Source organism: Mesoaciditoga sp. (assembly GCF_054006115.1).
The window spans coordinates 23,540-29,910 of the sequence record NZ_JBPNHS010000021.1; the positions used below are offsets into that span (position 1 = coordinate 23,540).

Consider the following 6,371-nt stretch of genomic DNA (forward strand, 5'->3'; position numbering starts at 1 on the left):
AATGGATGACAAAATATTAATAGCCAAAAGGGTTGCGCAAGAACTTCATGATGGCGATGTGGTCAACCTTGGAATAGGGATTCCCACTATGGTTTCCAATTACATTCCAAGAGGGATAACTATTTTCTTTCAATCGGAAAATGGAATCATAGGCATGGGTGCGGAGGCATCCGAAATGAACAAAAATGTCGATCTCACAAACGCGAGTGGAAAATACGTTACGGCTCTTCCTGGAGCGGCTTGCTTTGACAGCTCAATATCGTTCGGTTTGATAAGGGGTGGACATCTTGATGTAACCGTGCTTGGAGGCTTACAAGTTGACGAAAAAGGTCATCTTGCCAATTGGATGATCCCCGGTAAAATGGTACCTGGTATGGGCGGAGCGATGGATTTGGTAACTGGCGCCAAAAAGGTTATCATAGCTATGACTCACACAGCAAAGGGAAAGCCCAAAATAGTTAAAGAGTGCAATTTGCCTATAACTTCTACAAGACGAGTAGATCTCATAGTTACAGAACTGGCCGTGATAGAACCAACCGAAAAAGGGTTAATACTCAAAGAATTAGCTCCAAATGTAAGCGTCGAAGAAGTGATCGAAAAAACGGATGCACATCTCCTGATTTCAAAAGACATCAAAGAAATGAAAGTTTGAACTTCTTTTCAGTTCTAACCGTCCAAATTCTTGGAGTTGCAAAAAATTCAAACAAATTGGGAGGTGTGCGTATGAAGAGTGTAAGAAGTACTGTAGCAGCGGTTGCCCTAATCGCATTGATAAGCCTTTTCGCCTTTGCAAGCGGAGCAAATAGCGTAATAGCCACATCTACGGGGTATGGTTATCTTAATCCAAACATCAAAAGCCCCGTGATCGCCGTTGCAAAAGCCGTCTCTCCATCCGTTGTGAGAATAGTCGTACACAAAACTGTGGAAACTTCCCTAAATCCTTTCTTCAACGATCCGTTTTTCAAACAATTTTTCGGAGTCGAACCGCAGCAAAAACAACAGGTGGAAAGTTTAGGTTCTGGAATCATCTTTGATGCCCGAGGTTACGTTTTAACGAATTATCATGTTGTGGGCACAGCAAAAGAGGCGGAAATCACGTTGCTCAACGGTAAGAAGTACAAAGGAACGGTGTTGGGTGGAGATCCAACGAATGACCTGGCAGTTATAAAGATAGACGCGCCAGCCGGAACGAAATTCCCGGTCGCGATTTTGGGAAATTCTGACGATGTTAAAGTTGGAGAATACGTTGTGGCTATTGGAAATCCTTTTGGACTTGATTACACGGTAACATCTGGCATAGTAAGTGCTGTAAACAGAGAAGTCCCAAAGCCAAATGGCAATGGCTATTACTACAACATGATTCAGACTGATGCCGCCATAAATCCGGGAAACAGTGGTGGACCATTGGTTGACATACATGGAAGGGTTATAGGAATAAACACGGCCATAATCAGTCCTTCACAGGGACAAGGATTGGGTTTTGCCATTCCAATAAATACGGCCAAGGCTCTCGTTACTCGTTTGATAAAGGGAGAAGGTTCCGGTTATCTCGGTGTTCAAGTTAGAAATTTGACGCCAGATCTGGCAAAGAATCTAGGATTGGGTGACATTAAAGGAGCGTTGGTTGTAGGCGTGGCTCCAAATTCCGGTGCCGCAAAAGCTGGAATAAAGATAAAAGACGTCATAGTTGGATTGAACGGCGTCAAGATCACAAGCGCGGACAAACTCGTAAGCGTTATCCATGAGTACGCACCAGGCGATAGGGTGAATGTTAAAATTTATCGTGATGGTAAGTACATAACACTCAACGTTACCCTTTCGTCAAGCAAAGTGTTTAACCTTTCTACTTCATACGATGCAGACGGATTTAAAGTCGCCAATTTAAACGATGCGTACATGGCAAAATATTCGCTGCCTTCGGACATCAAAGGTGTAGTCGTGATAGAAGTGGATCCAAACAGTGCCGCGGCGATTGCCGGGTTACAACCTGGAGACGTTATAACAAGTGTGAACAATCACCAAGTCTCCTCGTTGAAGGAATTTGAAAAAGTGTACTCTCGAATAAGAAAAGGGCACACAGTGGCTTTAACAGCTTATTCACAGGGAATGGAACTACTCGTTATCTTTAACAAATAAAAAACGCTTTAAAATCAAATAAAAGGCTCTTCAAAAAAGAGCCTTTTATTATATTATTCCAAAAATTAATTTAGAACAAAGGAGTGAATCCCATTTCATCCCAGTATTCTTTTGATCTCTCCTCGTACATGGAATAGAGCATATCTCTATGCTCCTTTTCCCATGAAGACAAAGCATTCAGAACTTTTTTGGCATTCTCATCTTCAACTTTTTCCGCGCTGTTGGCGTAAAAGTGCATGAAATCGTCTTCTATGAGGTAAGCCATTCTCAATATCGAAAGCTCAGATGCTATCTCATCTATCTTTCCAGTGGTTAGTTCCTTTTTTTCGCGCTCATTGAAAAAACTTGTGTCCTGTTTTGGAGCTTCCACTTTGGATATATCTTTTCCATTCTCAGCACTTTCTATGAGCTTTTCGATGTATCTCACATGATCAGTTTCCATTTCTGAAAGCTGTTCTAAAACCTCTTTCACTTCTGGATCTTTAACACTCTTTACTTTTTCTTTATAAAAATTCATTCCTTCTATTTCTCTTGAAAGGGCAAATTTTAAAATTCCAAGAACTCCCTTATCCATCAACTTCACCTTGCTTTCCTTTTTTATTGTTCGTCAATTCTGCTTTTCCATTTCCTCCCAGAAATGGCATGCAACGTAATGATCCGGTCTAACTTCCACCAACGGAGGTTCTTCTTCAGAACACACTGGTTTTGCCAGCCAACAGCGTGGATGGAATCTACAACCCTTAGGAGGATTGGCAGGACTTGGAACGTCTCCTTGAAGTATTATCCTGTCTTTACGCTCAATGGTCGGATCTGGAATGGGATTAGCTGACAGCAAGGCCTTGGTATAAGGATGCAGTGGATTGTTGAAAAGTTCGTGCTTGCTGGCTATTTCAACTATCTTTCCAAGGTACATAACTACGATTCTGTCACTTATATGTTTAACAACGTTCAAATCATGAGCTATGAATAGATAAGTTAAGTTGAATTCTTTCTGCAAATCATCGAGAAGATTTAAAATCTGAGCTTGAATGGAAACATCAAGGGCTGAAACGGCCTCATCACAAACTATCAACTCGGGGTTCATTATCAACGCACGAGCTATACCTATTCTTTGACGCTGTCCACCCGAAAACTCGTGAGGAAACCTATTCACGTAAAGGGGTGAGAGTCCCACTTTTTCCATGTACTCTTTTACCATTTCGTATCTTTCTTTTCTGTTTCCTATATGAGCAGCTTTCAATCCTTCCGCTATTATGTCTTTTACCCTCATTCTTGGGTCTAGTGAACCATAAGGATCCTGGAAGATCATCTGCAATTTGGTTCTGTACTTGTTCATCTTTCTTTTAGACATTGCCAGAAGATCTTCCCCATTGTAATGAACACTACCAGCTGTTGGCTCTATAAGCCTGAGTATGGTTCTCCCAGTCGTTGTTTTCCCACAGCCAGATTCGCCAACAAGGCCTAACGTTTCACCTTTTCTTATGAAGAACGAAACGTCATCGACTGCCTTTACCCATCCAACGGTTCTTTTGAAAACGCCTGCCTTTATTGGAAAGTATTTCTTTAAGTTTTTTACTTCCAGAAGTACTTTTTCATTGGTTTTAGCTTTAGAATCATTTTGAAGTTTTTCCAACTTCCTCACCACTTTCCCAGTGTTTTGAAAGCTCTTCCATTTCCTGATATCTCCAGCATCTTGTGTAATGTCCAGGTTCCACTTCAACCAGAGGAGGTTCTTCCTCAAAGCACTTGTCTATCGCGTAAGGACATCTGTTGCTGAACCTACAGCCTTTTGGCATATGGAAAAGATCTGGAACAACACCTTTTATGGAATCGAGCCTATCAACTTCCACATCTGGTCTTGGAATGGATCGCATCAGACCAACGGTGTAAGGATGCGAAGGTTTCTTAAAAAGCGGAACAACGTCTGCGTATTCAACTATCCTTCCCGCGTACATAACGGCAACTCTATCAGCCATTTCAGCTATGACACCAAGGTCATGGGTGATCATTATGAGAGAGGAGTTATACTCCTTTAAAAGTTCACGCATGAGATCCAAAACCTGCGCTTGTATTGTAACATCCAAAGCCGTTGTTGGCTCGTCTGCTATAAGCAAGTTAGGGTTACATGACATCATCATCGCTATCATTGCCCTTTGCCTTAAACCACCACTCAATTCGTGTGGATATTCGTAAATTCTTTTTTCAGGCATTGGAATGCCGACCTTTTCAAACATTTTTATCGCGTAATCGTAAGCCTCTTTTTTGCTCATTCCAAGGTGAAGCTCAACCATTTCGGCCAACTGTTCTCCAACTGTGTAAACGGGATTCAGTGCTGTCATCGGTTCCTGGAATATCATGGCTATTTCTTTTCCCCTGATCTTCCTCATTTCTCTTTCTGAAAGTTTGAGAAGATTTTTACCTCTGTATATGACTTCACCCTGGGGAATTTCACCTATTCCTTTCGGTAAAAGGCGCATTATCGAAAGAGAGGTTACGCTCTTTCCACAGCCGGATTCTCCGACTATTCCAAGCGTCTCTCCTTCTCTTACTTCAAAATCAACACCGCCAATGGCTTCAACTGTGCCATCTTCAGTGTGAAAAACCGTGTGAAGATTTTTAACCTGTAAAAGTACATCTTTCGCCATATCAATCACGTCCTATATGAGCATTCTTGGGTCTAAGATGTCTCTGAGAGAATCACCCAGCAAATTCCAACCCATAGCGTAAAGTATTATTGCCAAACTTGGATATGTTATGGTGTACCAATAAGCGAATGGGTTTCCCCCACTTGAAGATATTATCCAATTTCTTGAAAAAGAAACCAATTGCCCCCAATCGGCGTATCCAACAGGCGCGCCCAATCCCAAAAAGGACAAAGCGGCGGCTGTAAGAGGAATCGTTGCCATATCCATTGAAACCTGAATTACTATTGGAAATATTGAGTTCGGAAGAATGTGTCTTGTTATTATCCTAGAGCCAGGTGTTCCCAAAGCCCGTCCAGCCATAACGTAATCATTTTCCTTAACTTCGAGAACGCTTCCGCGTATGAGCCTTGCGTACCCCATCCAATAGAATATGACCAAAGCCCACATAACGTGGTTCAATCCTGGCCCAAGCATGGTTACTATAACTATAACACCTACTAAGAATGGAAAAGCCAGGAATATATCCGTTATCCTCATTAAAACTTCGTCAACCCACCCCCCGAAGTAGGCTGATATAGTTCCAACGAACAATCCTATTATTAACGCTAAACCTATGACAAATACCCCGAGCTTGAAAGCGGTTCTCGTTCCCCAAATGATACCGTAGTAAATATCGTACTGGCCCTCTGTAGTTCCGAATATGTCTTCGTGAGAGGGTGGCTGAGGAACGGAAGACCATCCATTTTGTGGCATCTGGTACGGAGTGTCTGGATACGGTGGTTTTGCCAGAACTGGTGCCAATATCGCTATGACCACGAAGAGCAAAACGAGAAGCAATCCTGCAATGGAAGTTGGATTTCTCATCAATTTTTTAAGTACTTTTACAAATCCTTCCATCTCAACTCACCCCAGACGTACCCTTGGATCTATAAGGGCGTAAGTTATGTCAACTATCAAGTTTCCTATGATCGTTACGAGTCCGTATATGACCGCCACGCCTAAAACTCCAGAGTAATCAAATTGTTCTGCGGCTTGCGCGGAAAAACTTCCTATTCCTGGGTAATTGAAAATCGTTTCAGTGATTATAACTCCTCCAAGCATTCCGATGAACATCATACCTGCCACCGTGGTTGCCGGTATAAGCGCGTTTCTCCTCGCGTGCTTGTTCACCACTACTCTTTCGCTTAACCCTTTAGCGCGCGCGGTTCTTATGTAATCTTGACCTAGCGCTTCCAGCATGGAAGAACGGGTAATCCTCAACAATCCGGCCCAGGACAAATACGAAAGTGTGAGAATTGGAGCTATCAAGTGCTTTAACGCATCCAAAAATACCGGAATGTTGCCATTCAGCAAAGCGTCTATCGTTATCATACCAGTGTATTGGTGGAAATTCTTGGAGTAAACGATCATTTGCGCCCATTGATCGAGCCTGCCCGGTGGAAGCCAGCCCAAAACTCCGTAAAAGATGAAGAGTATAAGTAGACAAAGAACAAAAGCGGGAACGGAGTATCCCAACAGAACCACCACTCTAAGTATTTGGTCTATCACCCCGTTGTGATGTACTGCGGCAACCACCCCTAACCATATTCC

The 6,371-nt window shown here is 42.6% G+C and carries 7 protein-coding genes; 2 read left to right on the forward strand and 5 right to left on the reverse strand.

What is annotated here, in order from left to right; all coding sequences use genetic code 11:
• Position 1: 1 nt before the first annotated feature.
• Both ACXJIN_RS03860 and ACXJIN_RS03865 read left to right on the forward strand, forming a co-directional pair.
• Positions 2 to 652, forward strand: a complete 651-nt coding sequence (locus ACXJIN_RS03860; RefSeq protein WP_456399565.1) for a 3-oxoacid CoA-transferase subunit B — start codon at positions 2 to 4, stop codon at positions 650 to 652.
• A gap of 71 nt (positions 653 to 723) precedes the next feature.
• A complete protein-coding gene (locus ACXJIN_RS03865; protein WP_456399567.1) occupies positions 724 to 2,136 on the forward strand; it encodes a Do family serine endopeptidase in 1,413 nt (470 codons plus the stop codon).
• Between the two features lie 70 nt (positions 2,137 to 2,206).
• On the opposite strand, the gene ACXJIN_RS03870 is transcribed toward ACXJIN_RS03865, so the two are convergent.
• From ACXJIN_RS03870 to ACXJIN_RS03890, 5 genes are all read right to left on the reverse strand, one after another.
• Complete coding sequence (locus ACXJIN_RS03870; RefSeq protein WP_456399569.1) at positions 2,207 to 2,710, reverse strand: ferritin family protein; 504 nt, start codon at positions 2,708 to 2,710, stop codon at positions 2,207 to 2,209.
• A gap of 33 nt (positions 2,711 to 2,743) precedes the next feature.
• Positions 2,744 to 3,769, reverse strand: coding sequence for an ABC transporter ATP-binding protein (locus tag ACXJIN_RS03875; RefSeq protein WP_456399571.1), 1,026 nt, complete (start codon positions 3,767 to 3,769; stop codon positions 2,744 to 2,746).
• Positions 3,750 to 4,781, reverse strand: coding sequence for an ABC transporter ATP-binding protein (locus ACXJIN_RS03880; RefSeq protein WP_456399573.1), 1,032 nt, complete (start codon positions 4,779 to 4,781; stop codon positions 3,750 to 3,752). Before ACXJIN_RS03880 ends, ACXJIN_RS03875 begins: the two co-directional genes overlap by 20 nt.
• Positions 4,782 to 4,793: 12 nt before the next feature.
• Positions 4,794 to 5,678 carry an ABC transporter permease gene (locus ACXJIN_RS03885; protein WP_456399575.1) on the reverse strand — a complete coding sequence of 295 codons (885 nt, stop codon included), beginning with the start codon at positions 5,676 to 5,678 and terminating at the stop codon, positions 4,794 to 4,796.
• 6 nt (positions 5,679 to 5,684) lie between these two features.
• Positions 5,685 to 6,371, reverse strand: a 687-nt coding sequence (locus tag ACXJIN_RS03890) for an ABC transporter permease (RefSeq protein WP_456399577.1), incomplete at its 5' end; no start/stop codon positions are given.

What these genes read in the sequence shown, in the direction of transcription:
- ACXJIN_RS03860 (WP_456399565.1), top strand. Translation starts at nt 2, where the DNA reads ATGGATGACAAAATATTAATAGCCAAAAGGGTTGCGCAAGAACTTCAT.
- ACXJIN_RS03865 (WP_456399567.1), top strand. Translation starts at nt 724, where the DNA reads ATGAAGAGTGTAAGAAGTACTGTAGCAGCGGTTGCCCTAATCGCATTG.
- ACXJIN_RS03870 (WP_456399569.1), bottom strand. Translation starts at nt 2,710, where the DNA reads ATGGATAAGGGAGTTCTTGGAATTTTAAAATTTGCCCTTTCAAGAGAA.
- ACXJIN_RS03880 (WP_456399573.1), bottom strand. Translation starts at nt 4,781, where the DNA reads ATGGCGAAAGATGTACTTTTACAGGTTAAAAATCTTCACACGGTTTTT.
- ACXJIN_RS03885 (WP_456399575.1), bottom strand. Translation starts at nt 5,678, where the DNA reads ATGGAAGGATTTGTAAAAGTACTTAAAAAATTGATGAGAAATCCAACT.